The sequence below is a fragment of the Denitratimonas tolerans genome (assembly GCF_037203605.1).
In the GTDB taxonomy this organism is placed as follows: domain Bacteria; phylum Pseudomonadota; class Gammaproteobacteria; order Xanthomonadales; family Xanthomonadaceae; genus Denitratimonas; species Denitratimonas tolerans.
Window position 1 is genome coordinate 57,128 of sequence record NZ_JBBDHC010000009.1, and the last position, 24,887, is coordinate 82,014.

Consider the following 24,887-nt stretch of genomic DNA (forward strand, 5'->3'; position numbering starts at 1 on the left):
TAATGGTGAGCCGAAAGGAGACGAAGACCCGTGCTGACTACTCCTTGCCGCGCGTTGTCGAGTTGGCGTCCCGTAAGGCATTGGCTTATGCCACGACCAGTGCGCAACGAGACGTTGCGAACCTGGGATACGGGCTGGAAGAAGTCTGTTCCTGCCTGTGCGACCTGCAGGACGCGCACTTCAGCCATTCCGAGCGGTATCGGCCCGCGGGCCCATGGCATGACGTTTACAGGCTCGAATGGGCTCCGCCCGGATCGGAGCCGGACTGCCTTTACGTGAAGTTCCGAATGGACGGTGATCTCTTGGTCATCGAGCTCTGCTCATTCCATCTACAGCGATTCCTATGACCAATCTGAAGACGTGCAACGAGTGCGGGGAAGGACGTCTCCACCCGTCGACCTGGGAGGCGGACTTCCGTCATTACGACGGAACCATCCACGTCACCGGCCTGCAGTGCCATCGCTGCGATGGCTGCGGTGCCGACCCCGTGTTCCCGGATCAAATCGCGTTCAACGAAAAGCGCATTGCCGATGCGAAACGCAAGGAAACCGGCAGGCTCGTCGGGCGGGAGGTTCGCGTGTTGCGCGAACAGTTGGGCCTGACACAGCAGCGGGCTGCCGAACTGTTCGGCGGCGGTGCCAACGCGTTCTCCAAATACGAGCGCGGCGAGGTGATGCAGAGTATCGCCATGGATCGGTTGATGAAGGCTGCGGCCTTTGTTCCCGGTGTGCTTGAGTTCTTGCAGATGGAAGTGGACTTCCACGCGAAGGGAGTGACCGGAGGGGTTGAAACCTATTGCGTCAGCAGCAGCATCACGCTCCCGGAGACGAGGAGCCGTCCGCAACTCAGGGTCGTGCAAAAGGCCGAGTGGAGCGCGGCGGAGGCAGCATGACTCCTGAGCAGAAGGAAAACCTGAAGGCCGCGACCCCCAAGCTCAAGATCCTGGACGTGGTGCTGGTGCGGAGCGCTTTCACCAGGGCGACGGAGGAACCCACCGCACCGGGCAAGGCATGGCAACAGCACAAGCGTGGTGTGCAATATGGAATCACGGATTCCTCTGAAGGGAATGCGAGAGAGCTTCACGTGCTTGTCCAGCTTGGCACCCGAGTCCTGCTGTCTGAGGCGGCCGAAGGGCTTGAAGGAGTTGTGCAGTTCGAAATCGAGGCGGACTTCGTCGTTCGCTATCAGATCGCGGGCGGGCTGGACGAGTCCGCGCTCGATGTCTTTGCCAACTTCAACTCCGTACACAACGTGTGGCCCTTCTGGCGACAGCATGTGTATGACATCGTGCAGCGCGCTCGCCTCCCCCACCTCGAAATACCGCTGTTTTCCGGCTCCAAGTCGTGACGGTCCCCAAGTCCCTCATCATCAACTCGCCCTACCAGGAGCCGACGCGCCATTGGCAACAAGGCAGCGGCACCGCGTTGAGCCTCATCGAAGGCCGCCGCCCCGCGGCCTACGAGGTCTTCGATACGCGCACGCCCAACAACACCAAACGGACCGAGGAGCTGAAGCTCGTCAACCGCATCCGCCAGCGCGTGCAGGAATGGCGCGAGGCCGACTATCCGGGCATCACCCAGGTCACGCGCAGCCTGCTGGAGCACTGGCGCGACAACCAAGCCCGCACGCTGCCGTTCTACTTCTGCCAGATCGAGGCCATCGAGACGCTGATCTGGTGGGTCGAGGCCACGGCGGAGTTCCGGCAGGGCATTTTCCTGGAGGGTGACGGCGGGCCGTGGGAGCGGGTGTGCAGCAAGATGGCCACCGGCAGCGGCAAGACCACGGTGATGGCTATGGTCATCACCTGGCAGGTGCTCAATGCGCTGGCCTATCCCAAGCGCAACAAGGATTTCTCGAAGGCGGTGTTCATCGTGGCACCGGGCCTGACGGTGCGCGAGCGGCTTCAGGTTTTGATGCCGGGCAATCCCGCCAATGTCTATGACGAGTTCAACCTGTGCCCATCCGAGGCGCTGCGGCAGCGGCTCAACCGGGCCGAGGTGCTGGTCGAGAACTGGCACACGCTGATGCCGCTCAAGCAGGGCGAGCGATCCGTGGTGAAGAAGGGCCCGGAGAGCGACGAGGCGTTCACCCGACGCGTTCTGGGCAAGCTGGCCGCGCACAGGGACATCATCGTCATCAACGACGAGGCGCACCACGCCTACCGCAAGCCGGCGGACATCAAGATCAGCAGGAAAGAGGCCGAAGAACGGGGCATCGATCTGGAAGAGGCCACGCGCTGGATCGAGGGGCTGGATCGCCTGCACAAGACGCGCCGGATCAGCCGCTGCTTCGATCTTTCCGCAACGCCTTTCGCCCCGACCGGCAAAACCAATACCGATGAGGGCCTGTTCGGCTGGATCGTTTCGGATTTCGGCCTGAATGATGCGATCGAGGGCGGCCTGGTGAAGACGCCGCGCGTGGTGGTGCGCGACAGCGCCCTGCCGAACGCGGCGCTGCGCTCCAAGCTGTACCACCTGTACCGCGAAGCGGAAGTGTCTGAAGACCTCAACCGCAAGGCGGCGAAGGCCGAGGATCCGCTGCCCAAGCTGGTGCAGGATGCATACACCCTGCTGGGCGCGGACTGGCGCGAGGCCGCGCGGCAGTGGGAGGAAAGCGGGCACACATCGCCGCCGGTGCTGCTCACGGTCTGCAACCGCACCGAGACGGCGGCGCGCATCGAGCGCTATTTCACCAGCGGCGATGCCTTCTGGCCCGAGCTTCACGCGCCGGAGAAGACCCTTCGGGTGGACTCGAAGGTGCTGGAGAAGGCCGAGATCGGAGCGGCATCCGCCGCCGACAAGGACTACGAGGCGCGGCTCAAGCAGATCGTGGACGCGTCCGGGCTGCCGGAAGATCGCAAGGAAGCATTCGCGGCGATGAAGAAGGAGGACATCCTTCGATCCATCGTCGACAACGTGGGCAAGCGCGGAACCGCCGGTCAGCGGCTGCAGAACGTCATTTCGGTGGCGATGCTGTCGGAAGGCTGGGACGCCAAGAACGTCACCCACATCATGGGCCTGCGCGCGTTCACCAGCCAGCTCCTGTGCGAGCAGGTGATCGGCCGCGGCTTGCGTCGGGTGAGCTACGAAACCGACGAGAACGGATTGTTTCTTCCCGAGTACGTCAACGTGTTCGGCGTGCCGCTGTCGATCTTCCAGGACGACGGCGAGGGTTCGACACCGCCACCACCGAAGCCGATAAACCAGATCGAGTCGCTGCCCGAGCGCAACAGCCTGGAAATCCGCTGGCCGAACGTGCTGCGGGTGGACACGGTGGTGAGGCCGACGCTGGCGGTGCGCTGGGACGAGGTGCAGCCCTTGGTGCTGAAACCGGAGGAAACGCCCATCTCGGCCGAAATCGCGCCGGCGCTGGGCGGTGCGACGGACTGGAGCAAGGTCCACGTCATCGACCTGGAGCTGCTTCCCGAGCAGTTCCGCCTGCAGCGGCTGATCTTCCTGGCGGCGCGCAAGGCCCATGACCAGATCAAGGACAGCTTCCGCGGTGGCCGCGAGTATCTCGTCTACCAGATGATTCGCCTGGTTGAGGAATTCATCGCCTCCGGCCGGCTGGTGATCCCCGGCCTGTTCCACCAGGAGCCGCTGCGCAAGAAGATCCTGCTGACGCTCAACGTCGACCGCATCGTCGAACACCTCCTGCGCCACGTGTACGAGCAGAACGCGGAGAAGCTCGAGCTGATCTTCGACGAAGACATGCCGATCGGCTCGACCCGCGCCATGCGCACCTGGTACACAACCAAGCCCATTGTACCGACGGTGAAATCCCAGATCAGCCACGTGGTCGGTGACAGCACCTGGGAGGGCTATGCCGCCAACGTCTTCGAGACGTCAAAAGCGGTGCTGAGCTACGTCAAGAACGATCACTTGGGCTTTCAGATCCACTACCTGTGGGGCGGGTCGCGGCGACGCTTCCTGCCGGACTTCCTGATCCGGCTGGCGAACGGCAGAACGCTGGTGCTGGAAATCAAGGGCGTGGACGACGACCAGAACCGCGCCAAGCGCGCCGCCCTGGCTACCTGGGTGGAGGGCGTGAACCAGAAAGGCGGCTTCGGCACCTGGGCACATGCGGTCGCCTTTGAGCCGAGCGAGATCCATGACCTGCTGGCTCAACACGCGACGGCGGAAACGCCTGCGGCGGTTCCGCCCTGCGAAAGCCCATCCGGCAGGGCGGAACCCGCGCAGCGGTGTCCGCCGTGAGTCGGCTTACGGTGCCACGGGTTCCTCTTCCTTCACCCGGAACCAGGCGGCGTAGAGCGCCGGTACCACCAGCAGGGTGAGGCCGGTGGCGGCGATGAGGCCGCCCATGATGGCCATGGCCATGGGGCCGAAGAAGGCGCTGCGCGAGAGCGGGATCATGGCGAGCACGGCGGCCAGCGCGGTGAGCACGATGGGGCGGAAGCGGCGCACGGTGGCGTCGATGACCGCCTGCCAGCGCGGATGGCCGGCGGCGATGTCCTGCTCGATCTGGTCCACCAGGATCACGGTGTTGCGCATGATCATGCCGGCCAGCGCGATGGTGCCCAGCATCGCCACGAAGCCGAACGGCACGCGGAACGCGAGCAGGAAGGCGGTAACGCCGATCAGGCCGAGCGGGGCGGTGAGGAACACCAGGAACGAGCGCGAGATGCTGCGCAGCTGCAGCATCAGCAGGCTGAACACCACCACCAGGAACAGCGGAATGCCGGCCTTCACCGAATTGGCACCGCGCGCCGAATCTTCCACCGTGCCGCCGGTTTCCAGCAGATACCCCGAAGGCAGGCGCGCGCGGATGTCCTCCAGCGTGGGCAGGATCTGCGCCACCACCGAGGCCGGCTGCTCGGCGCCGTAGATGTCGGCGCGCACCGTCACCGTGGGCAGGCGGTTGCGGTGCCAGACGATGCCCTCCTCGAAGCCGTATTCCAGCGTGGCCACCTGCGACACCGGCACCGCGCGCCCGTTGGCGGTGGGTACGGCGAGCGAACCGAGCAGGGAGAGCCGCGCGCGCTCCTGCTCGGGGCCGCGCAGGAGGATCTGGATCAGCTCGTTGTCCTCGCGGTAGGTGCTGACCTCCAGCCCGGAGAGCGAGCTTTGCAGGAAGCGCGCCAGGTGCGCGGAGCTGACCCCGAGGGCGCGCGCGCGTTCCTGGTCGAGCACCAGGCGCACCACCTTGCTGGGCTCCTCCCAGTCGAGGTTGACGTTGCTGACGTGCGGATTACTGCGCACCCGTTCGGCCACTTCGCGCGCCAGCGCGCGGGCCGTGTCGATGTGCTCGCCCGAGACCCGGAATTGCACCGGGTAGCCGACCGGCGGGCCGTTCTCCAGCCGCGTCACGCGCCCGCGCAGGGCGGTGAACTCGGTTGCGAGCGTGTCGATCAGGGCGCGCCGCACGGTCTCGCGCTCTTCCACGCCCCGGGTCAGCACCACGAACTGCGCGAAACTGGTCTGCGGCAGCTGCTGGTCCAGCGGCAGGTAGAAGCGCGGCGAGCCGGTGCCGACGTAGGCGACGTAGTTTTCGACCCCGTCCATCGCGGCCAGCCTGCGCTCCAGCCGCTCCACCTGCGCCTGGGTGGCCGGCAGCGAGGCCCCTTCTTCCAGCTTGAGGTCGACCAGGAGCTCGGGTCGCGTGGACGAGGGAAAGAACTGCTGGGGCACGAAGCGGAACAGCGCGACCGCGGACACGAGCAGGGCCAGCGTGCCGGCGAGCACCAGCCAGCGCCGGCGCATCGCGCCCTGCACCAGGGCGCGAAAGCGGCGGTAGAAGGCGGTGTCGTAGGGGTCGTGTGCGCTTCCCTCGCCGCCGCGCGGCTCAGGCAGGAACTTGTCGCCCAGATAGGGCACGAACACCACCGCCGCGACCCAGCTCAGCAGGAGCGCGATCGTCACCACCTGGAAGATCGAGCGGGTGTATTCGCCGGTGGCCGAGGCCGCGGTCGCGATGGGCAGGAAACCCGCCGCGGTGATGAGGGTTCCGGTCAGCATCGGGAACGCGGTGCTGGTCCAGGCGAAGCTCGCCGCACGCAGGCGGTCGTAGCCCTGCTCCATCTTCACCGCCATCATCTCGATGGCGATGATGGCGTCGTCCACCAGGAGACCCAGCGCCAGCACCAGCGCGCCGAGCGAGGTCTTGTGCAGGCCGATGCCGAAAAAGTGCATCGCGGCGAAGGTCATCGCCAGCACCAGCGGGATCGACAGCGCCACCACCAGGCCGGTGCGCAGCCCGAGCGAGAAGAAGCACACCAGCAGCACGATCGCCACCGCCTCGGCCAGCACCCGCACGAATTCGCCGACCGAGTCACGCACCGCAGCGGGCTGGTCGGAAACCTTGCGCAGCTGCATGCCCACCGGCAGGGTCTGCTGCAGGCGCGCCAGCTCGGCGTCGAGTGTCTTGCCGAGTTTGAGGATGTCGCCGCCTTCGCGCATCGAGACCGCCAGCCCCAGCGCGTTCTCGCCCATGAAGCGCATCTGCGGTGCGGGCGGATCGGAGAAGCCGCGCCACACCCGCGCCACGTCGTCGAGCCGGAAGCTGCGGTCGCCGACGCGGATCGGGAACGCGGCGATGTCCTCGACCCGCTCGAAGCGCCCGGAGACACGCAGCTGCACGCGTTCGTCCGGGGTTTCGAAAAAGCCCGCCGGGAGGATGGCGTTCTGTTCGTCGAGCGCGCGCTGGATGGCGTCGAGCGGAATGCCCAGGGTGGCGAGCTTGGTGTTGGACAGTTCGATCCAGATCTTTTCCGCCTGCAGCCCGATCAGCTCGACCTTGGCCACGTCGGGCACGCGCTGCAGCTCGATCTCGAGGCGGTCGGCGTAGTCCTTGAGCACGGCGTAGTCGAAGCCGTCGCCGGTGATGGCGTAGATGTTGCCGAAGGTGTCGCCGAACTCGTCGTTGAAGAACGGCCCGATCACGCCGGCGGGCAGGGTGGCGCGGATGTCGCCGGCTTTCTTGCGTACCTGGTACCAGAGCTCGGGCAGCTCGCGCGAGGTCATGGAATCCTTCGCCATGAAGATCACCTGCGATTCGCCCGGCCGCGAGTAGGCGCGGATGGACTCGTAGCGCCCGGTCTCCATCAGCTTGCGCTCGATGCGGTCGGTCACCTGGCGGCTGACCTCCTCGGCGGTGGCGCCTGGCCACAGGGTGCGTACCACCATGGCGCGGAAGGTGAAGGGCGGGTCTTCGCTCTGCCCGAGGCGGCCGTAGGAGATCGCGCCGAGCACGCCGAACAGGAGGATCGCGTAGAGCACCAGCGAGCGGTGCCGCAGCGCCCAGGCGGAAAGGTTGAAGCCGCCGGTATCCATCACGGTGCCGCCGTGAGTTTGACCGGGCGGTTGTCGCGGTCGATCGGCTGCAGCCGCTGGCCTTCGGCGATCAGGTGCACGCCGCCGCTGACCACCCAGTCGCTGGTGAAAAGCCCGTCGCTGACGACCGCCTCGCGCTCGCCCCAGGCGGCCACGGAAACCGTGCGGCGGATAGCGCGCGCGGTGGCCGGATCGAGCACCCAGACGAAGGCCTCGCCCGCTTCGCCGCCGACCGCCGACAGCGGAACCGAGAGCCGCGCCGCATCGCCCTCGACCAGATAGACGCGCGCACTCTGGCCCAGGTCCACGGGAACGGAAGCGGGCGCGTTGAACGCGACCCGCGCCGCGAAGGTGCGCGCCTGCGGGTCGGCCGCCGGCGACAGCTCGCGCACCGCGCCGGGCCAGCGCTCGCCGCTGCGCGACCACAGTTCCACCGCGACCGGCGTGCCGACGGCCGCGCGCCCGACCTGCGTCTCGGGGACGCTGATCGCCACTTCACGCGCGCCGTCCACCGCCAGGGTGAACACCGCCTGCCCGGCCGCGACCACCTGCCCGGCTTCGGCCAGGCGCGCGGCGATCACGCCGGCGGCGGGTGCGTGAAGCTGCGCGTAGTCGCGCTGGTTCTGCGTCACCGCCAGCTGCGCGCGGGCGCTCTCGGCCTGCGCCTGGGCGGCGGCGAAGGTGGCCTGCTTGGCATCGAAAAGCGACTGGCTGACCAGCCGCCGTTCCAGCATTTCGGCGTAGCGGTCGCGCTCGGCCCGGGCCAGCGCGAGCTCGGCCTCGGCGGCGCTGAGCTGGGCGCGCACGGCGTCGGCCTGCAGGGTCAGATCCCGCGGATCGAGCTCTGCCAGCACCTCGCCCTCGCGCACGCGCGAGCCGGCGTCGACGAGGCGACGCGCGATCTTGCCGCCGACCCGGAACGACAGCGCCGGCTCCTCGCGCGCGCGCACTTCGCCGGAAAAAATCTGCAGCGCCGCCGCCGCCGGCTGCGGCTGCACCACGATCGCGGGGCGGGGCGGCGCGCCGGCGTCGTCATCCGCAGCGCATCCCGCCAGCGCCAGCATCGCCAATCCGAACGCCAGTCCCAGCGCCGGGCCGGGGGAAAAACGCGCGTGAGCCGCCATACGGGCCACCCTTGAGTAAACTAAACTGATCGGTACATTATATTTTCCGAACCGATCAGTCCAGTTAATCAGGAAACCCATGCCGAGCGCCCCCTCTCCCCGCCGCCAGGCCGGCCCCGGCCGACCCAAGAGCGCGCAGAAGCGCCGCGCGATCCTGCAGGCGGCGCAGCGGCTTTTCCTCGCCAACGGGTTCGAGGGCACCAGCGTCGACCAGATCGCCGCGGAAGCCGGCGTGTCCAAGCTCACCGTCTACAGCCACTTCACCGGCAAGGAGGCGCTGTTCTTCGCCGCAGTGGAAGAGCGCTGCCGCGAGCAGCTGCCCGACGCGCTGTTCGCCACCGCGCTGGCCGGCCCGATCCGCGATCGGCTGCTGGACATCGGGCTGCGCTTCCACACGCTGCTGGCGAGCGAGGACGCGGTGGCGCTGCACCGCATGCTGATGCGCGATCCGCGCACCGTGGAGCGCCTCGGCGAGCTGCTCTGGAACGCCGGACCGGCGGTCATCCTGGCCAGTCTGGAGGCCGTCCTGGCAACGGCGGTGGCGCGCCGGGAGCTGGAGATCGAGCGCGTGGGCGAGGCCGCGCGGCAGTTCCTCTGGCTGCTCAAGGGCGACATCAACCTGCGCATGCTCTGCGGCCCGGCAGGCGGCGGCCACGGCGACGACGACGGCGAAGCGCACGTCGCCTCGGTCGTCACGATGTTCCTGCGCGCCTACGGCCCGCGCTGAGCCGCGCTCCCCGGGACGAAGGTCCAAGCCGCCGCGCCGCCGCGCGCGGTGCGGCCATGCGATAATGCCGGACCTTTTGCCCGCGCCGCGACCCGGCGGCGCGGATGTCCTTACATTCACGACACGGGGTTCTGCGATGCTTGAGCAATACGGCTTGTGGCTGGCACTGGGCTGTGCGGTGCTGGCGATTCTTTATGGTGTGGTCTCCACGCGCTGGATCCTGGCGCAGGCGACCGGCAACGAGCGCATGCAGCAGATCGCCGGCGCGATCCAGGAGGGTGCCAGCGCTTACCTGCGGCGCCAGTACGTGACCATCGCGATGGTCGGCGTGGTGCTGTTCCTGGTGATCGGCTTCGTGCCGGCGCTGGGCTGGCCGACCGCCATCGGCTTCCTGATCGGTGCGGTGCTGTCGGGCCTGGCGGGCTTCATCGGCATGTTCGTCTCGGTGCGCGCCAACGTACGCACCACGCAGGCGGCGACGGTCGGGCTGAATCAGGCGCTGGCGGTCAGCTTCCGCGGCGGCGCGGTCACCGGCATGCTGGTGGTCGGTCTGGGCCTGCTGGGCGTGGCCGGCTACTTCATGTTCGTGCTCGGCGGCGGGCGCGACGAGGCGTCCGTCGCCACCGCGCTGCAGCCGATGATCGGCCTGGCCTTCGGCTCCTCGCTGATTTCGATCTTCGCGCGCCTGGGCGGCGGCATCTTCACCAAGGGTGCCGACGTCGGCGCGGATCTGGTGGGCAAGGTCGAGGCCGGCATCCCCGAGGACGACCCGCGCAACCCGGCGGTGATCGCCGACAACGTCGGCGACAACGTCGGCGACTGCGCCGGCATGGCGGCCGACCTGTTCGAAACCTATGCGGTCACCATCATCGCCTCGATGCTGGTGGCGGGCATCGCCTTCGGTACCTATGGCTGGTCCGGCGTGGTGTACCCGCTGGTGCTGGGCTCGGCCTCGATCATCGCCTCGATCATCGGCACCTTCTTCGTCAAGGCGCGGCCGGGCGGCAAGATCATGAACGCGCTGTACCGTGGCCTCGGCGTCTCCGGCGTGCTGGCGGCGGTCGCGTTCTGGTTCATCACCCACAGCATGTTCGACGCCGCGCTGGCGATGCCGCTGTTCTGGTGCACCATCGTCGGCCTGGTGCTGACCGCGCTGCTGGTGGTGATCACCGAGTACTACACCGCGACCGAATACGCGCCGGTGCGGCAGGTCGCCAAGGCCTCGGAAACCGGCCACGGCACCAACGTCATCGCCGGCCTGGCGGTGTCGCTGAAGTCCACCGCGGCCCCGGTCATCGCGGTCGCCGCGGCGATCTGGTTCTGCTACGACCTCGCCGGCCTCTACGGCCTGGCCGTGGCCGCCACCGCGATGCTGTCGATGGCCGGCATGATCGTGGCGCTGGACGCCTACGGTCCGATCACCGACAACGCCGGCGGCATCGCCGAAATGAGCGGCCTGCCGCCCGAGGTGCGCGAGACCACCGACGCGCTCGACGCCGTGGGCAACACCACCAAGGCGGTGACCAAGGGCTATGCGATCGGCTCGGCCGGCCTCGCCGCGCTGGTGCTGTTCGCCGACTACGCGCACAAGCTGGACACCTCCGGCACCGCGGTGAACTTCTCCATCGACAATCCGAACGTGGTCATCGGCCTGCTGATCGGCGGCATGATTCCGTACCTGTTCGGCGCGCTGGCGATGCAGGCCGTGGGCCGCGCCGCCGGTGCCGTGGTCGAGGAAGTGCGCCGACAGTTCCGCGAGATCAAGGGCATCATGGAGGGCACCGGCAAGCCGCAGTACGACAAGGCGGTCGACCTTCTGACCCGCGCCGCGATCAAGGAAATGATCGTGCCCTCGCTGCTGCCGCTGGTGATTCCGATCATCGTCGGCCTGACGCTCGGCGCGGACGCGCTCGGCGGCCTGCTGATGGGCACCATCGTGACCGGCCTGTTCCTGGCGATCTCGATGTGCACCGGCGGCGGTGCCTGGGACAACGCCAAGAAGTACATCGAGGAAGGCCACCACGGCGGCAAGGGTTCGGAAGCGCACAAGGCCGCCGTCACCGGCGACACCGTGGGCGATCCCTACAAGGACACCGCCGGCCCGGCCGTGAACCCGCTGATCAAGGTCACCAACATCGTGGCCTTGCTGCTGGTACCGGTGCTCTGAGCCGCGCAATCCCGCACAACCCATGACAACGCAGCCGCCCCGCACCCGCGGGGCCGGCCTGCGACGGTTGCGCCCTGCAACCCTTCATGCGCCCCGGCTTGCCGGGGCTTTTTTTATGGCGTATCACTCGGGTGGCATGAGGCGAAAGCAAGGTCGGCGCGAGTGCCCGCGCGGCGGTCGGCGCGCGGCCGGAGCGTCCGTCGCGCCATGTGTGGCGCGTGAAGATGAACGCGACAGCGCCGCGTTTTCCGCGGAAAAGGTACTCTGACCCCCGTTTCCTTTTTCGCCCGCCTTGGCTGCACCCATGTCCACACGCACGTTCCTGCGCCGCTGGCGGCTTCCGGAACTTCTCGCCGCCATCGCCACCGTGGCCGTCGCCAGCCTGGCGTTCGCCCAGTCCGACACGGGCGTCGGCCGCGGCGATGGACTGCAGCCCGGCGAGTTCCTCTGGCATCCCGAGGTCGCACCGGCCGGGCCGGTGGTGCTGGTGGTCAGCCTCGACGAGCAGCGCGCCTACGTCTACCGCAACGGCATTGCGATCGGCGTGTCGACGATCAGCTCGGGCAAGGCGGGCAAGGAAACCCCGCCCGGCGTGTTCACCATCCTGCAGAAGAAGCGCGAGCACTACTCCAACCTCTACGACAACGCGCCGATGCCGTACATGCAGCGGCTGACCTGGGACGGCATCGCGCTGCACGGCGGACGGCTGCCCGGCTACCCGGCCTCGCAGGGCTGCGTGCGGCTGCCGCAGGAGTTCGCGGCGAAGCTGTTCACCGTCACCCGGACCGGGGACACGGTGGTGGTGGCCGAAGGCAAGTCGTCGGCGGCCAGCCTGGTGCATCCGGCCGTGCTCGCGCCGATCGCGGGCACCGGCGAACCCGCGCCGGCCACGCTACGCGTCGGCGACGCGCCGACCTGGGACGAAAGCCTTTCGCCCGAGGGGCCGGTGAGCGTGCTGGTCAGCCTGGCGGATCGGCGCATCTTCGTATTGCGCAACGGCGTCGCGATCGGCGAGGCACCGCTCCAGGTCGAGCCGGGCTTCGGCATCGGCGGCACGGTGCTGATGGTGATGGGCAGCGAAACCGGACGCGCGCCCGGTCCGCGCGATCCGGTCCACGACCGGCACCGCTGGAGCGCCTATCCGATCCACGGACTCGACGCCGGCGCGCTGGCGATGCTGCAGCTGCAGCTGCAGGGCCAGCCGCTGCGGGCGGACGCGGACTTCGCCCGACAGGTGCGCGGCGTACTTGCGCCCGGGGCCACGGTCCTGCTCACGGACCTGCCCGCGGTTCGTGCGCCGCTCGCCGGGTCGCCCCTCGAGCCGCTGCTGGAATCGGGGCCCGAAGCGTCCGCCCCCGTGGCGGATGGAGACTGAATACGGCCCCGGCCGGCATCTTGCGCGGCTGCTATCCTTCCCCCGATGCCCTGTTTTCGCCCCCTCGCGCTGCTGCTGGCGGTCGCCCTCGCGATCGCCGACGCTGGTGCCACCAATACCTCGCGTCTCGATCCGATGACCGAAGCCCTCGCCCGCAGCGCGCCCGCGCTCGATCGCGGGGTTCTGGATCTGGCCGCGCGCGCCATGTCCTGCGCGCTCAGGCAGCCCGGTGCCGCGCTGCGGCCACGGACGCTGAGCGTGATCGACTTCTCCCGGCCCTCCACCGAGCCGCGGCTCTGGGTCTTCGACCTCGAGCGCCCGGGTCTGCTGTTCGAGGAATGGGTCGCCCACGGCCGCAATACCGGCGGGAACATGGCGACCGCGTTCTCGAACCGCTCGGGCAGCTACATGTCCAGTCTGGGTGGTTTCCAGACCCAGGAAACCTATGTCGGGGCGAACGGCTATTCGCTGCGCCTGCGTGGTCTGGAACCGGGTTTCAACGACCTTGCCCGCGAACGCGCGATCGTCATCCACGGCGCGCCCTACGTGAATCCGCTCGTGGCCGGCACCCAGGGCCGGCTCGGGCGCAGCCTCGGCTGCCCGGCGGTACGGCCGGCGGTCGCGCGCGAGCTGATCGATTCGATCAGCGACGGTTCCTTCATGTTCGCCTACTTCCCCGATGAGGAATGGCTGGAGAAATCGGCGCTGCTGGCCGATGACTGCGGCACCTTGCAGCAGGCGATGGCGGCGTCTGCGGCGCGGCCGCGGGAACAGGGGGCAGAGTACCTTTTCCAGGAAATGGCGCTGCCTGATTGACCCTCGTCCCTGAAGACGAGGCCGGATCGGCTCGGAGCGCGCGCCGATCCGCCGTCTGCGCAAGGCGTTGAAACCGCCTCGAACGCGGCGAAGCCATTGTTGCGAGGGGGCGCGGGATGCGCCGATGATGCGGTGCAGCAAACAATCCCGTATCCTCTGCCGCATTCCAGGTCGCGCGGCGCTGCGCGGCAGTTTGTCCACTAGCCAAGGAGCCTGCCATGGGATTGGGTCTGGTCGATGCCGGCCGCGACGTGCCGAGCGAAATCAACGTCATCATCGAAATCCCCAAGGATTCCGAGCCGGTCAAGTACGAGGTCGACAAGGCCTCGGGCGCGATGTTCGTGGACCGCATCCTCTCCACCCCGATGCGCTATCCCTGCAACTACGGCTATGTGCCGCGCACCCTGGGCGGCGACGGCGATCCGGTGGACGTGATGGTGATTCTGCCCCTGCCGCTGGTGACCGGCTGCGTGGTGCGCTGCCGCCCGGTGGGCGTGCTGCAGATGACCGACGAGGCCGGCCGCGACGAGAAGATCCTCGCCGTGCCGGTCGGCAAGATCTTCGCCGGCTACGCCCATATCGAGGACATCGGACAGGTCTCGCCGCACTGGCTCGAGCGCATCGGCCACTTCTTCGAGCACTACAAGGACCTGGAAAAGGGCAAGTGGGTGCGCGTGGAAGGCTGGGGCGATGCGGCGGCGGCGCGGCAGGAGATCCTCGAATCGCAGCGTCGCTACGAAGCGGCCCCGGCGCACCAGAAGCCGCCGGCGCGCTGATCCGAAGGCGCGGGGCGCGCGCTGCTCGCCTCAGCCGCGCTCCAGCAGGCGGCGCAGATCGATGATGGCGGCGTTGGCGCGCGAGATGTAGTTGGCCATCACCAGCGAGTGGTTGGCGAAGAAGCCGAACGGCGTGCCGTTGAGCACGATCGGACTGCCCAGCGGTGCCTGGGTGTCCTCCAGCTCGCGGATGATCTGGCGCAGGCTAACCAGCGCGTTCTTGTCGCGCAGCACGCGGTCGAAGTCCACCTCCACGGCCTTGAGGAAGTGCAGCAGCGCCCAGGTCGACCCGCGCGCCTCGTAGAACACGTCGTCGATTTTCGTCCACGGCGTGCGGACCACGGTCAGCCCGTCCGGGCCAACCTCGCCGCTGCTGTCCGGATCGGTGTCCAGCACCGCCTGCCCGGCGCTGGTGGACAGGCGCTGGGAGAGCGAGCCCAGGCGCTTTTCCACGATCGCCAGCCAGTCGGCCAGGTTGTCGGCGCGGGCGTAGAAGTGGGCGTTGCCGCCGGGGGCTTCGATGCGCGCCAGATACGCTTCCACGCGCGCGATGCCCTTGCGGTACTGGCTCTCGCTCGAGGGCAGCAGCCAGCGATCATTGGGCGAGGAAAACAGCGGGTCGGCCTCGGCCAGGTCGACATCTTCCACGCTCTGGGTTTGCGAGCGGGAAAAATCGTTGCGCATCGCCTTGGCCAGGTCGCGCACCTGCACCAGCGCACCGAACTCCCAGTTGGGCATGTTGTCCATCAGCACGCCGGGCGGCAGCTTGTCGTTGGAAAGGTAGCCGCCGCGCTTGTCCAGGAGCGTGCCGGCCACGCGCGCGAGCGAGCGCACCATCGCGCCGCCGGTTACCGGCGGGCCGCTGCGCGCCGGCGCGGTTTCGACGGACGTGCCGGGGGCATCGAACAGCGAGGGCTCGTGGTCCCACCACCACATCAGCGCCAGGGTGGCCAGAATATACGCGCCGCCCAGCACCGTGCCGAGGTGGATGAAAAGGTGGCTGCGTCTGCCGCGGCGCGGGCTGATCGCATCGCTCATGGAAAATCTCCGGTGACCGGTGGCCATAGCGTAACCCCATCCGGCATCCGGCGAGCGCGGGTTCGTGTTACAAGGCCTTCCCTCGCCGCCGCGTGCGGCCGGCCCGTTCCGCTGATCGAGATCCTTCCGACGTGAATCCGTTTTCACTGCTGCGCAAACCCGCCTGGGAACACAAGGATGCCGCCCGCCGCGCCGCCGCGGTCGCAGGCGAGGAACACCCCGACCTCATCGCGCGCCTGCCCGATCTGGCGCGCAACGACCCCGACCCGGCGGTGCGTCTGGCGGCGGTGCGCCGCATCGACGACCTCAGCCTGCTGGGCGACCGCTCGCGCAACGATGATGCCGCGACGGTGCGCGAGGCCGCGCGGCAACGCTACATCCAGCGCCTGCTCGACGCGCGCGTGCCCGAGCCCGAGCGCGAGCGCGTGCTGGCGGTGGAGGAGGACGGCGAAATCCTCGCCACGCTGGCACAGCAGGCACCCGAGGCCACGCTGCGCCGGCTGGCGCTGGAGCGCGTGCAGCGGCCGGGTCTTCTGGCCGAACGCTGCGTCACCGATCCCGACCCGGCGCTGCGTCGCTGGCTGCTGGATCGGATCGAGGACATTCCCACGCTGGAGCGCATCGCCGAACGCGCCCGCAAGAGCGACAAGCTGCTTTCGCGCACCGCGCGCGAACGGGTGCAGGCCGCGCGCCTGGCGGCGGGCGATCCGGCCGCCACCGCCGAACGCGCCCTGGCGATCTGCGAGGAACTGGACACGCTGCGCCGCAGCGTCGCCGCCGACGCCGCCGAGCGTCGCGAAGTGCTCGCGGCCGAATGGGACACGCTGCGCCCGCGCCTGGACGAGGCCATGGCGCGTCGCGTCATGGGCTACTTCAGCGCACTCGATGCCGCGCTTGCGCCGCCCGCGCCGGAGCTGCCCTTGCCCGAACCCGCGCCGGAAGCCGCCGCGGAACCCCCGCCTGCGCCGCGTGAACCCGACACCGCGCTCGCCGCGCTGCTCGCGGAGCTGGAGGCGCGCGCCGCGCGCCTCGGGCCGCGCGATCTGGAGGCGCTGGAACGGCGCTGGCTGGCGCGGCTGCGCCAGGTCGAACCGCTGCTGCCCGAAGAACACGCCCAGGCGGCCCGCTTCCGCGCCCAGGCCACGGCGCTGCACCACCAATTCGAGGAGAAGGCGCGCCGCCGCCAGGCCGCGCTCGACACCCTGCCCGAGCGCGTCGCGCAGCTCGAAGCCGCCGTCTCCGCCGGCCATCTGGCGGCGGCGCGCGATCTGGAGCACGGCCTGCAGGCCGACACGCGCCTGCTGGGCGAGCAGGTCCCGCGCGCCTTGCGCCGACGCATTGGCGAGGCCGGGCGGGAACTGGCCACGCTGGGGCGCTGGCAGCACTGGTCCGACAACAAGGCGCGCCTGCGCCTGATCGAAGAGGCCGAGGCGGTGCCGGGTGCCGGACTGCATCCGGATGCGGTCGCGGCAAAGGTCAAGGAGCTGCAGGCCGAATGGCAGCAGCTCGACGACGCCGGCGGGCGCGAGGCCGGCGCGCATCCGCTCACCGGGCGCTTTCGCAGTGCCTGCCATCGCGCCATCGCGCCGGCGCGGCCCTATTTCGAAAAACGCCGCGAGCTGCGCGGCGCGCGGCGCGAGGAGATCGAGGCCTTCCTGGCGGAGCTGGAGCCGCGCCTTGCCGACGAGCTTCCGATCCGCGACCTGCTGACCCTGCGCCGCCAGATCATCGACCAGCTGCGCCTGACCGACGAGCTGGAGCCGGGCGCGCGGCGCGAAGTCGGTCGCCGCCTGCGCGCGGCGATGGAGCGCGCCAGCGCCGGCATCGCCCGCTGCGAGGGCGAGGCCGAGGTGGCCAAGCGCAAGCTGCTGGCCAACCTGCGCCGCGACCTGATGCATGCCGAACTGGATGCCGCGCTGCCGCTTGCGCGCCAGGCCCAGGCCGCGTGGAAAACCCTGCCGCGCGCCGCGCGCAAGGTCGACGACGCGCTCTGGAAGGAGCTGCGCGAGCTGGTCGATCCCTGGTTCACCCAGGCCGATGCGCGCCAGCGCGAACAGCAGGCCGCGCAGACCGCCAGCGCCGACGAGGCGCGCGCCATCCTTGCCGAACTGTCGGCGCTGGCGGACGCCGACGCGGCGACCCTCGCCCAGGCCGAGTCCCGCCTCGCGGGTCTGCAGGCGCGCTGGCGTGCGCTCGCCGATGCGCAGGTGGAAACCGCGGAGCGCGCGCCGGTCAACGGGCGCCGCCCCGAACGCGGACCGCGCCGGTCGCCGCCGCGCTCGACCCTGGACGAGCGTGCCTTCGATCGCGCCGTGGCGCGCGTGCGTGAAGCCGTCGCGCGCGTGGCCGAGGCGCGCCGCGGCGAGGAGCTGCGCCTGCTGTTCCAGGCCGGGGCGCTGGTCGATGCTGCCGAAGCGCTCGCGCGCGGCGAGATCGAGGCGCGCCGCGAGGCGTTGCAAATGCAGTTCGACGCGTTTGCCCTGGCCGGCGACGCGAAGGCGGCGCTGCAGACGCGCCTGCGGGCCGCGCTCGACCCCGCGGATACGGACGCGGCGGACGCGGCGGCCCAGGCCCGGGCCCGGGCCGAGGAGCTCACCGTGCTGGCCGAACTGGCGCTGGAGCGCGATTCACCCGCCGGCGCGCGTGAATTGCGCCGGCGCATCCAGATCGAACGCCTCTCGCGCCGCCTCGCCGGCGAGGACACCGGCGACGAGCTGCGCAGCCTGCTGCTGCGCTACGTCGGCCTGAGCCAGGTGCCGCCGGCCTGCCGCGCCGCGCTGTCGGCGCGCTGGCAGGCGCTGCTCTGAGTCAGGAACTGGCTGGACAATCGCAGTAAACTAGCGGGCTTGCCAAGGAAAGCCCCCGATGTCGTTCAAAGACCACCTCCGCGAACTGGTGCTTCAGGCCCTGCTCGACCTCAAGCGCGCCGGCACGATCACGCTGGAGGACGAACCGGCGTTCGTGATCGAGCGCGCCAGGAATCCCGAACACGGCGACTACGCCACCAACGCGGCGATGCTGCTGGCCAAACCCCTGCGCCGCAACCCGCGCGAGCTGGCCGAAGCCATCGTCGCGAGCCTGCCCAAGTCCCAGCACATCGAGGCGGTGGACGTGGCCGGCCCGGGCTTCATCAATTTCCGCCTCACCGCCACCTGCCGGCAGAGCGCGGTGCGCCGCGTGCTGGAGCTGGGCGAGCGCTACGGCTGGCAGCCGGAAGCATCGCGCGAATCGATCACCCTGGAATTCGTTTCGGCCAACCCGAACGGCCCGCTGCACGTCGGCCACGGGCGCGGCGCGGCCTACGGCGCGAGCCTGGCCGCGATCAAGGAAGCCGCCGGCCACACCGTGCAGCGGGAGTACTACGTCAACGATGCCGGCCGCCAGATGGACATCCTCGCGGTCAGCGTCTGGGTGCGCTATCTGGAGCTGGGCGGCGTCACCGTGCGCTTTCCCGACAACGGTTACCAGGGCGACTACGTCGTCGAAATCGCCCGCGCCCTGCGCGCGCGGGAGGGCGACGGCCTCCTGCACAAGGCGCTGGACGTGGAGTCCGACCTGCCGCCCGATGAAAGCCAGGGCACCGAAGCGGTGCCGGGCGACAGGGAGAAACACGTCGATGCGCTCATCGCGCGCGCCCGCTCGCTGTTGGGCGAGGCCGGCTACCATCGCCTGTTCGACGCCGGGCTGGCCTGGTGCCTGGCGGACATCCGCGACGACCTCCAGCAGTTCCGGGTCAGGCACGACAACTTCTTCTCCGAACGCTCGCTGATGACAGAAGGCTACGTCGCGCGCGCCATCCAGGTGCTGCGCGACAAGGGCCACCTCTACGACGCCGGCGGTGCCACCTGGTTCCGCGCCACCCACTTCGGCGACGACAAGGACCGCGTGGTGGTGCGCGAGAACGGCGTCACCACCTACTTCGCTTCCGACCTCGGCTACCTTCTGAGCAAGTTCGAGCGCGGCTTCGAGCGTGCCCTCTACATCTTCGGTGCCGACCACCACGGCTACATCGCGCGGCTCAAGGCCGCGGCGCAGGGCCTGGGTCTGGATCCGGCGCAGATCGACATCCGCCTGGTGCAGTTCGCCATCCTCTACCGAGGTGGCGAGCGCGTGCAGATGTCCACCCGCGCCGGCAGCTTCGTCACCCTGCGCGAGCTGCGCGAGGAGGTGGGCACCGATGCGGCGCGCTACTTCTACGTCATGCGCGGCAACGACCAGCACCTGGACTTCGATCTGGATCTGGCCAAGAGCCAGTCCAACGACAACCCGGTCTACTACATCCAGTACGCCCACGCCCGCATCTGCGCGATTTTCCGCCAGCTGGCGGAAAAGAAGTGGAGCCACACCCGTTCGGCGGTGGAAACCGCGCGCATCCGCCTGGTCGAACCGCAGGAGCAGGCGCTGCTGATGGAACTGTTCCGCTTCCCGGAAATGGTGGAAGCGGCGGCCGAGCACGATGCGCCGCAGCTCATCGCCACCTACCTGCGTGAGGTGGCCGGCGAGTTCCACAGCTATTACAACGCCACCGCCATCCTCGTGCCCGAGGAAGAGCTGCGCAACGCGCGTCTGGGTCTGTGCCTGGCGGTCAGGCAGGTGCTGGCCAACGGCCTCGCGCTGATCGGCGTGTCGGCCCCGGAGACGATGTGATGGCAACCCGACGCAAATCCCAGGCCCGACGCGGCAGCGAGCGTCGCGTGCCGATCTGGATCTGGCTCCTGGGCGGCATGCTGATCGGCCTGGGCCTGTCGGCGGCGCTGCTCATCTACGATCGCGACGGACGCCTGCCCGGCCCGCGTCCCAATCCGGCGGCGCAGGCCCCGCGCGAGTCCGAGGCCCCCATCGCGCCGGCGCCGCGTGCCGAACCGGAGAAGCAGAAGCCGCGCTACGACTTCTACACCCTGCTGCGCGAGCGCGAGACCCAGGTCTCGGACAAGGAGCTGGCTGAAAAGGTGCGCGCCGAAACCGCCCGGCCCGCCGCGCCCGCCCCCGCCCAGCCGCAGGCCGCGCGCGAGCGCTACCTGCTGCAGGCCGGTGCCTTCCGCGACGTGCGCGACGCCGACGCGGTGAAGGCGCGCATCGCGCTCGCCGGGCTGCAGGCGCGCGTGGAAACGGCCAACGTCAACGGTGCGCCCGTTCACCGCGTGCGCCTGGGGCCCTACGCCACCGCGAGCGAGCTGGAAGCGGCCAAGCGCCAGCTCGCCGAAAACGGCGTGCCCGACACCCTGGCCGTGCGCGAGGCGCTGGACTGACCCACCCGCCCCGGCGCATGGCACACCGGGGCGTCTTCCGGCCGGCGCGGCTCCATCGGGCCGGTTACGGCCCTTCGAAGCCGTCCGCGAAAAGCTCGTCCGCAGGCAGCATCGGTGCCACGATGCGGTAAACCTTGCCCGCGCTCATGTCGGTGAAATACAGGTGACCGTCCTCGCCCTCGCCGAATCCGGTCGGCATGTTGATCGCGGGATCGTTGCTCCAGGTCTTGGCCAGGGTCCAGCTGCCGCCGCTCTCGGTCGCTGCGAACAGGCGGTTGTAGTAGGCCTCGGCATAGAACAGCACGCCGCTGATGCTGGTGTACGGGCCGCGATAGCGGAAGCCACCGGTGATCGAGACCCCGATGCTGCGCCCGTAGGTCAGGATCGGGTCGGTGCGGCCGGCCAGCGCGCACAGCGCCGTTGTGCTGCCGCGCACGTGGAAGCCCTCGCACACCTTCCAGCCGAAGTTGAGCCCTGCGGCCGAACCGGGCACCAGGTCGATTTCTTCCCACGCGTTCTGCCCCACGTCGCCGATGATCAGATCATGGGTGAGACGATCGAAGCTGAAGCGCCAGGGGTTGCGCAGGCCGTAGTGGTGGATCTCGTCGCACGCCGCCGCATCGCCGCCGGCGTCGCCGGCAAAGGGATTGCCGGGCGGGATGCCGTAGGTGCGCAGCGCCGGGTCGGCGCCGCACAGGTCGGCACCGGCCGGCGTGTTGGTGCTGTCCACGTCGATGCGCAGCATCTTGCCCAGCAGCGCGTGTGAATCGGCGCTGCCGCGGGGCACGCCGGCCGGTGCGGTGCCGGTGAAGCCGGCGCTCGGGGTGCACCCGACCATCGTGGCCGGCGACAGCGACTGCCCGGAATTGCAGGGATCATTGCCGCTGCCGCCGTCGCCCATGCCGATGTAGAGATACCCGTCCGGGCCGAAGTGGATGTCGCCGCCGTTGTGGTTGGAATAGGGCTGGTAGACGCGCAGCACCACGCTGCCGCTGGCCGGATCCGCCTGGTTGGCATTGCCGGCGGACACCGTGTACCTGGCCACCACCGTATTGCCGCTGCCGTCCGTGTAGTTGATGAAGAAGCGCCCGTTCGTGGCGTACTGGGGATGGAAGGCCAGGCCCAGCAGGCCGCGCTCGCCGCCCGTGGTGAAGCCCAGCGGCGGCGCGCTGCCGCCGGAGCCGATGTCGAGGAAGGGCGTGGGCAGCAGCGCCCCGCCGGCGTCCACGACGCTGATGATGCCGCCCTGGCGCACCACGAACAGCCGGCTGCTGCCGTCGCCGGCGTTTCGCACCGCCAGCGCGCCGCCGACGCCGCCGGCCACGATGGTCTGGAAGGTGATCGCATCGAGATCGGCCGGGGCGGCGGCCGCATTCCATCCGGCCACGGCCAGCGCCGCGCTCATGCATGAAGCAAGGAGTCGTTTCATCGGGAAGTACCCCATTGATCTGGGGCGCGCGATGCTCCGTGCAGCCGCGCGCCCTGCGGCCCCCCGCGCAGGGTTTATACCCCAAACAGGGTAGATTCGGGGCCCTGGTCCGGAGCGGTTTGTGCGCCTGCCTGCGCAGAGAGCGAAGCCAAACCGCAGCTGACCGGGAACCCGGCGCGCCGCCGCGCCCCCGGGATTGTCACGAGACTGTCACCCCGATTTCATATCGTGCGCGGCATCCGTCGTGCCGAACCACGCTCAGCGTCCTGCTGCGGCGTCGGCACCACGCACCCCCTCTCCCTTGTGCCGCAGTCCGATGAAATCCTCCCCGCTCAGCCTTGCCATCCTGGTCGCCCTGACCTCTCTTCCGGCGTACGCCGAGTCCAGCGCCTTGCCCGAGCCCGCACCTCCCGATCCTGCGGTCACCGAGCTGTCCGAAATCGTCGTGGAACAGACCCGTGTCGTGGAAGAAGGCGGTGGCCAGTTCGACGCCATGCAGCTGCGGCGCGAATCGGCGCAGCTGCTGGACGTGCTGTCCTACGAGCAGATCGCGCGCAGCGGCGACTCCAATGCCGCCGTGGCGCTGCGCCGGGTCACCGGCCTGAGCCTGGTCGACGATCGCTTCATCTACGTGCGCGGCCTGGGCGAACGCTACTCCGCGACCCTGCTCAACGGCGCCCAGATTCCCAGCCCCGATCCGACCCGGCGGGTGGTGCCGCTGGACCTGTTTCCCGCCGGCCTGCTGTCTGGCATCGAGGTCAACAAGAGCTACAACCCGGCGCTGCCGGGCGAGTTCGGCGGCGGCACGGTGGACCTGCGCACGCGCGGCATTCCGGCGGCGCGCCTGTTCAAGGCTGACCTGGGCCTGGGCTTCGTCGATGGCACCACCGGCAAGGACGGCTGGCGATCGGCCAGCGGTGATCGCGATTGGCTCGGGCGCGATGACGGCCTGCGCGCGCCGCCTGCCGGCGTGCTGCAGCGCCCGCTGCCGCCGCGCGGCTCGGAGGCGCTTGCGGACCTGGGGCGCGAGGTCATGGCCAAGCCCTTCGGCGTATCGCAGCGCTCGCTTGGCCCGGACGGCAACGCGGCGCTGTCCTTCGGTGACGTGTGGGGCGGCGACGACCTGCGCATGGGCTTCATCAGCGCCGCGCGCTGGTCGCAGAGCTGGGACAAGCGTGACGAGGACCGTGCCGAGTACGCCCGCCTCGGCGACGGTCGCCTGGTCGCCAGCGAGGACTACCGGCGCGAGCGTACCGAGCAGAACGTGGCGAGCAGCCTGTTCCTTTCCGGCGGCGTCGACGTCGGCGCGAACCACCACCTTGATGCCACCCTCATGCGCCTGGCCCAGAGTCTCCAGCAGGACCGCATCGACACCGGTCTGCGCGCACTGGGTACGCCCGAGCGCACCACCCAGAGCGAGTGGGTGGAAAACGTGCTCACCAGCCGGCAGCTCAGCGGCGAGCACCGCTTCCCGAACGCGGGCGATGCGCAGGTGCGCTGGCAGGTCACCGACTCGGACGCGACCCGCGACCTGCCGTTCGCGCGCAGCTACCTCTACACCCGCAACGCCGCCGACGAGTACGTCTACACCTCCAGCTTCCCGGCCCAGATGCGCTGGGAAATGATGCGTGACGACGCGCGCGAGGCGCGCCTGGACGTGTCCGTGCCGTTCATCCTGGGCAACGACGCCGAGCTGGCCCTGTCGGCCGGTGCCAGCCGCCTGCGGCGCGACCGCGACTCGGAAATCTGGCGCGTCAGCGTGCGCCACCTGACGCAGCTGCCGACCGGCAGCACCCCGATCGACGAGATCCTCGCGCCGGAAAACATCGACGCCCGCCGCCTCGAACTGCTCTCCGCCAGCCAGCCCACCGACTTCTACCAGGCCAGCCAGTCGCTCGATGCCGCCTATCTGCGCGCCGACCTGCGCCTGGGTGCGTTCCGCGCCGACCTCGGCGTGCGGCGCGAAGAAAACGACCAGAGCGTGGTGACCCAGGATCCGTTCCTGCCCGGCGCGGTGCCGACGACCGCGCATCTGGAAGGCAGCGACACCCTGCCTTCGGCCACGCTGACCTGGGCCTACTCGGACAACGCCCAGCTGCGCGCCTCCTGGAACCGCACCGTGAGCCGCCCGGAGTTCCGCGAACTGTCGCGCGCGCCCTACACCGATCCGGCGCTGGACCTGACCGTCGTGGGCAACCCCAACCTCAAGCAGACCAGGATCACCAGCTACGATCTGCGCTGGGAATACTATTTCACCGGCACCGACAGCCTGTCGGTGGCGCTGTTCCGCAAGGACTTCGACGATCCGATCGAACTGGTGAGGACGCCGGCGTCGAGCGATCTGCTGGAGTTGCGCAATGCCGATACCGCCTACGTGCAGGGCATCGAGTTCGAGATCGGCAGCAACCTGGGCTACTTTGCCGACGCCGGCTGGGTGCCCGAGGCGGTGCGCAACGCCATCCCCTGGTACGACCTGGCGCTCAGCCTCAACCATGCGCGCATCGATTCGGAAGTGGACCTGGGTGCCAACGCCGGCATCCAGACCCTGGCCACCCGCCCGCTGCAGGGCCAGTCGCCCTATCTCACCAACTTCGCCCTGACCTGGTTCGATCCCGAGGCGGTGCATGAGGCGACGCTGCTCTACAACGTGGGCGGAAAGCGCATCAGCAAGGTCGGCCTGCAGGGTTTGCCGGATGAATACGAGCAGCCCTTCGGCCAGCTCGACTTCAGCTATTCGCGCCACTTCGCGGAAAACTGGAAGCTGCGCCTGCGGTTGCGCAACCTGCTCGACCCGGCGGTGGAGTTCACCCAGGGCGACGAAGTGTCGCGGCGCTATCGCAAGGGGCGCGAGATTGCGGTGAATCTGGAGTGGGCCTACTGATCCGCGGAGAACGGGC

The 24,887-nt window shown here is 69.3% G+C and carries 17 protein-coding genes; 13 read left to right on the forward strand and 4 right to left on the reverse strand.

What is annotated here, in order from left to right:
* Window positions 1–2: 2 nt before the first annotated feature.
* Genes WB794_RS13515 through WB794_RS07865 form a run of 4 tightly spaced genes read left to right on the forward strand, consistent with a single transcriptional unit; the run spans window position 3 to window position 4,214 of the window.
* A complete protein-coding gene (locus WB794_RS13515; RefSeq protein WP_415926667.1) occupies window positions 3–347 on the forward strand; it encodes a type II toxin-antitoxin system MqsR family toxin in 345 nt (114 codons plus the stop codon).
* Window positions 344–892: a type II toxin-antitoxin system MqsA family antitoxin gene (locus WB794_RS07855; RefSeq protein WP_337335300.1), complete on the forward strand. Its 549-nt coding sequence runs from the start codon at window positions 344–346 to the stop codon at window positions 890–892. Before WB794_RS13515 ends, WB794_RS07855 begins: the two co-directional genes overlap by 4 nt.
* The gene (locus WB794_RS07860; RefSeq protein ID WP_337335301.1) at window positions 889–1,347 is read left to right on the forward strand and encodes a hypothetical protein; all 459 of its coding nucleotides are present in this window, start codon (window positions 889–891) and stop codon (window positions 1,345–1,347) included. The genes WB794_RS07855 and WB794_RS07860 overlap by 4 nt, the downstream gene beginning before the upstream one ends.
* The gene (locus tag WB794_RS07865; RefSeq protein ID WP_337335302.1) at window positions 1,344–4,214 is read left to right on the forward strand and encodes a BPTD_3080 family restriction endonuclease; all 2,871 of its coding nucleotides are present in this window, start codon (window positions 1,344–1,346) and stop codon (window positions 4,212–4,214) included. Before WB794_RS07860 ends, WB794_RS07865 begins: the two co-directional genes overlap by 4 nt.
* 6 nt (window positions 4,215–4,220) lie before the next feature.
* Here the strand turns inward: WB794_RS07865 and WB794_RS07870 are convergent, their stop codons facing one another.
* Entirely contained in the window at window positions 4,221–7,289 is a 3,069-nt protein-coding gene (locus WB794_RS07870) for an efflux RND transporter permease subunit (RefSeq protein ID WP_337335303.1), read from the reverse strand.
* Window positions 7,289–8,413 (reverse strand): efflux RND transporter periplasmic adaptor subunit, encoded by a 1,125-nt coding sequence (locus WB794_RS07875; protein ID WP_337335304.1) that lies wholly within the window; start codon window positions 8,411–8,413, stop codon window positions 7,289–7,291. Before WB794_RS07875 ends, WB794_RS07870 begins: the two co-directional genes overlap by 1 nt.
* A 79-nt stretch (window positions 8,414–8,492) precedes the next feature.
* Here WB794_RS07875 and WB794_RS07880 point away from each other — a divergent pair, with 79 nt between their 5' ends.
* The 5 genes from WB794_RS07880 (at window position 8,493) to ppa (ending at window position 14,274) form a co-directional block, all read left to right on the forward strand.
* Window positions 8,493–9,140 (forward strand): TetR/AcrR family transcriptional regulator, encoded by a 648-nt coding sequence (locus tag WB794_RS07880; RefSeq protein WP_337335305.1) that lies wholly within the window; start codon window positions 8,493–8,495, stop codon window positions 9,138–9,140.
* Window positions 9,141–9,276: 136 nt separating this feature from the next.
* Complete coding sequence (locus tag WB794_RS07885) at window positions 9,277–11,307, forward strand: sodium-translocating pyrophosphatase (protein WP_337335306.1); 2,031 nt, start codon at window positions 9,277–9,279, stop codon at window positions 11,305–11,307.
* A 304-nt stretch (window positions 11,308–11,611) separates the two neighbouring features.
* The gene (locus tag WB794_RS07890) at window positions 11,612–12,682 is read left to right on the forward strand and encodes a L,D-transpeptidase (RefSeq protein ID WP_337335307.1); all 1,071 of its coding nucleotides are present in this window, start codon (window positions 11,612–11,614) and stop codon (window positions 12,680–12,682) included.
* A 45-nt stretch (window positions 12,683–12,727) separates the two neighbouring features.
* Window positions 12,728–13,498 carry a murein L,D-transpeptidase catalytic domain family protein gene (locus tag WB794_RS07895; protein ID WP_415926668.1) on the forward strand — a complete coding sequence of 257 codons (771 nt, stop codon included), beginning with the start codon at window positions 12,728–12,730 and terminating at the stop codon, window positions 13,496–13,498.
* Window positions 13,499–13,716: 218 nt separating this feature from the next.
* On the forward strand, window positions 13,717–14,274 hold the full coding sequence (gene ppa, locus WB794_RS07900; RefSeq protein ID WP_337335308.1) for an inorganic diphosphatase: 558 nt from the start codon (window positions 13,717–13,719) through the stop codon (window positions 14,272–14,274).
* A gap of 30 nt (window positions 14,275–14,304) precedes the next feature.
* Here the strand turns inward: ppa and WB794_RS07905 are convergent, their stop codons facing one another.
* On the reverse strand, window positions 14,305–15,312 hold the full coding sequence (locus WB794_RS07905) for a DUF2333 family protein (RefSeq protein WP_337335309.1): 1,008 nt from the start codon (window positions 15,310–15,312) through the stop codon (window positions 14,305–14,307).
* Between the two features lie 131 nt (window positions 15,313–15,443).
* Here WB794_RS07905 and WB794_RS07910 point away from each other — a divergent pair, with 131 nt between their 5' ends.
* The 3 genes from WB794_RS07910 to WB794_RS07920 are packed head-to-tail and all read left to right on the forward strand — an operon-like array spanning window position 15,444 to window position 20,561.
* Entirely contained in the window at window positions 15,444–18,119 is a 2,676-nt protein-coding gene (locus WB794_RS07910) for a DUF349 domain-containing protein (RefSeq protein WP_337335310.1), read from the forward strand.
* A gap of 58 nt (window positions 18,120–18,177) precedes the next feature.
* Window positions 18,178–19,959, forward strand: coding sequence for an arginine--tRNA ligase (argS, locus tag WB794_RS07915; RefSeq protein WP_337335311.1), 1,782 nt, complete (start codon window positions 18,178–18,180; stop codon window positions 19,957–19,959).
* Window positions 19,959–20,561: an SPOR domain-containing protein gene (locus tag WB794_RS07920; RefSeq protein ID WP_337335312.1), complete on the forward strand. Its 603-nt coding sequence runs from the start codon at window positions 19,959–19,961 to the stop codon at window positions 20,559–20,561. Before argS ends, WB794_RS07920 begins: the two co-directional genes overlap by 1 nt.
* 64 nt (window positions 20,562–20,625) lie before the next feature.
* Here the strand turns inward: WB794_RS07920 and WB794_RS07925 are convergent, their stop codons facing one another.
* Window positions 20,626–21,990, reverse strand: coding sequence for a PQQ-dependent sugar dehydrogenase (locus WB794_RS07925; protein ID WP_337335313.1), 1,365 nt, complete (start codon window positions 21,988–21,990; stop codon window positions 20,626–20,628).
* A 316-nt stretch (window positions 21,991–22,306) separates the two neighbouring features.
* Here WB794_RS07925 and WB794_RS07930 point away from each other — a divergent pair, with 316 nt between their 5' ends.
* Window positions 22,307–24,871 (forward strand): TonB-dependent receptor domain-containing protein, encoded by a 2,565-nt coding sequence (locus WB794_RS07930; protein ID WP_337335314.1) that lies wholly within the window; start codon window positions 22,307–22,309, stop codon window positions 24,869–24,871.
* Window positions 24,872–24,887: the final 16 nt, after the last annotated feature.